The sequence below is a fragment of the Acinetobacter sp. CIP 53.82 genome (genome assembly GCF_000369465.1).
Lineage (GTDB): Bacteria > Pseudomonadota > Gammaproteobacteria > Pseudomonadales > Moraxellaceae > Acinetobacter > Acinetobacter indicus.
Map to the genome: position 1 here is coordinate 1 of NZ_KB850041.1, position 2,787 is coordinate 2,787.

The window sequence follows — 2,787 nt, forward strand, 5'->3', positions numbered from 1 at the left end:
ATTGCCACCATTACCCAAAATTACGGTGACTTTGTCGCGGTAGACACCTTGGCGCAGGATGGCGAAACCGAACAGCAAAAACCATTCGCCAGCAAGATTTTTGATAACCATGAATTTGGCTATCGTCGCGTGACCATTGAACGTCCATTGCGTTTATCGGCACAGATTACGGATAGCGCGATTGCTGCATTACGCTTTGCGCCGAAACCGTTTAATGCCGTGATGCAAAGCATCGATGCGCAATTGGGCACAGCCTTTGGTACAGCATGGACAGCAGAAACTTATGGTCAGTTGCAGGACGTTGCGCTTGAGGTCCGTGCCCTGATTAAAGCGGAATTCCCTGAGCTAAAAGAAAAAGATATTAAAGAGGTGCTGGACAGCAAAATCTGGCTGTTCCAGAAAGCCCTGATGGAAAAAGCCCAAGCCTTACAGAATGTGATTGGCACTGAGCAGTTTGATGACTTTAACCAGTTTGATGACGTATTGAAAAAAGCCCTCAAGCAAACCGACATCAAGCTGGATGCCAAAGAGAAGAAACAGCTGTTAGACGCCATCACCTGGAAAAATCCGGAAGCTGAACCGGTGATTAACAAGGTACTGAAACAGGCGGAAAATCCGCTGTATGGCCAGTTTAGCTACCAGGGCAAAGTGGTCGAGTTTGTACAGGATGGCGACTTGCGTGATGCGGAGAACATTGCGCTGAATCCAAAAGTCAGCACCACAGAGCTGATTGAAGAGTATTTTAAACGTGAAGTACAGCCACACGTGGCCGATGCCTGGATCAATGCTGACAAGCGCGATGAAAAAGATGGCGAGATTGGCATCGTGGGTTATGAAATTCCGTTTAACCGTCATTTCTACGCGTACCAACCACCACGTGATTTAGCTGAGATTGATGCCGATCTGGATGCGGTGAGTGCCGAGATTATGCAGCTGCTACAAGAGGTGCATTCGTAATGGCGAAATATCAGATTTATCAAAATCAGATTGCAACACACAATAGTTGGATTAAGTCGCTTCCTAGAGAATGGCAGATTGTACCTTTAAAGTATATGTGTAGTGGCTTTGTTAAAGATGGTCCTCATGAAACACCTAAGTTTATTGATGAGGGTATTCCTTTTTTATCGGTTGATGGAATCCAAAATAATAAACTAGTGTTTGAAGGTTGTAGATATATCTCTATCGAGGATGACAATAGGTTTAGTCTCAAATGTAAACCCCAAAAGGGCAATATCTTACTTGGTAAAGCTGCATCTGTAGGCAAGGTAGCTTTCGTTGAGAGTGATTATGATTTTAATGTTTGGTCACCGTTAGCAGTTATTAGCCCTAAAGATATTAGATTAGGTAAATTTATTTTTTATTGCCTTCAATCCTATGAGTTACAATTACAATGTGATGTTTTCTCTAATTCAAATACCCAAAAGAATTTGGGTATGACGACAATTGATAACTTAACATTTCCTTATCCGAGTATTTACGAAGCCGAGAAAATATCTCAATTCCTCGACCACGAAACCGCCAAAATCGACCACCTGATTGAAAAACAACAACAACTGATTGAACTGCTGAAAGAAAAACGTCAGGCGGTGATTAGCCATGCCGTGACCAAAGGACTTAACCCAAATGTCCCGATGAAAGATTCGGGCGTGGAATGGTTAGGGAACGTGCCGGAGCATTGGATAGTATGTCGTTTAAAACATGTAGCGAATATCCAGTCTGGTATTGCTAAAGGTAAAGATATTGCAGGGAAAGCAACTATTTCTGTTCCAATGTTGCGAGTTGCTAATGTTCAGGATGGTTATTTAAATCTTAATGAAGTTCATCATATTGAAATAGAAAAAGATCAATTAGAACGTTATCTATTAAAAGATGGTGATGTCTTGATGAATGAAGGTGGAGATAATGACAAACTTGGCCGTGGTGCTGTATGGAAGAGTCAAATAAAAGACTGTATCCATCAAAATCATGTCTTTGCTATTCGTCCATATAAAATTGAACCAGAATGGTTAGATATATTAACTCGCGCGAGTTATGCAAAATTTCATTTTTTTCGGCAGTCTAAACAGAGTACAAATTTAGCTTCTATTTCTTCCACAAACATTAAAGAAACAACGGTTTTAGTTCCTCCAAAAACTGAACGAGAAGCAATTTTACGATATCTGAAGACACAGTTTAGTCATTTTGATGCACTTGAAAATCAATGTATTTTACAAGTGAATTTATTAAAAGAACGCCGCACCGCCCTAATCTCAGCAGCTGTGACTGGAAAGATCGACGTGCGTAATTGGCAAGCCCCAAGTATTGCTGAGGCACACACGGAGTTAAGCGCATGAGTCTAGACGCCACCCGTGAAAGTATTTTCCAGAACGACATCATTCAGCAGATGCTGGCTCAGGGCTGGCAACTCGGTACGCCACAAGGCTACAACCGTGAAACCGCCTTGTATGAGCAGGACGTACTAGACTTTGTGCAGCAGACACAAAGCCAGGACTGGCAGAAATTCCAGCGCATCTTTCCAAATGATACCGAACGGCATTTTCTAGAAGCCGTGGTTGCCCAGCTGAAGAAAGCCGACATCAATGCCACTGATGAACAGTCACGTAGCTATGGCACTTTAGGTGTGCTGCGTCATGGAGTGAAAACCCGCAGTGCCCGTTTTTTCCTGTGTCAGTTTAAACCGGAACATGCGCTGAATCCCGATACCTTAGCCAATTACAAAAAGAACATCTGCCGCATTGTGCCAGAGTTGGTCTATAGCCCGTATGCTACGGCTGCCGAGTTACAGGA

Annotated in this window: 1 protein-coding gene and 2 pseudogenes; all 3 read left to right on the forward strand. The window is 42.9% G+C overall.

Annotated features, from left to right (window positions below; translation table 11 throughout):
- Positions 1-957, forward strand: a pseudogene (locus tag F905_RS00165) (SAM-dependent DNA methyltransferase); the annotation flags it as partial.
- Positions 957-2,333: a restriction endonuclease subunit S gene (locus F905_RS00170; RefSeq protein ID WP_005174930.1), complete on the forward strand. Its 1,377-nt coding sequence runs from the start codon at positions 957-959 to the stop codon at positions 2,331-2,333. The pseudogene F905_RS00165 and the gene F905_RS00170, both read left to right, overlap by 1 nt.
- Positions 2,330-2,787, forward strand: a pseudogene (locus F905_RS00175) (type I restriction endonuclease subunit R); the annotation flags it as partial. The gene F905_RS00170 and the pseudogene F905_RS00175, both read left to right, overlap by 4 nt.

Coding starts and splice junctions, on each gene's coding strand:
- F905_RS00170 (WP_005174930.1), top strand. CDS start 957: ATGGCGAAATATCAGATTTATCAAAATCAGATTGCAACACACAATAGT.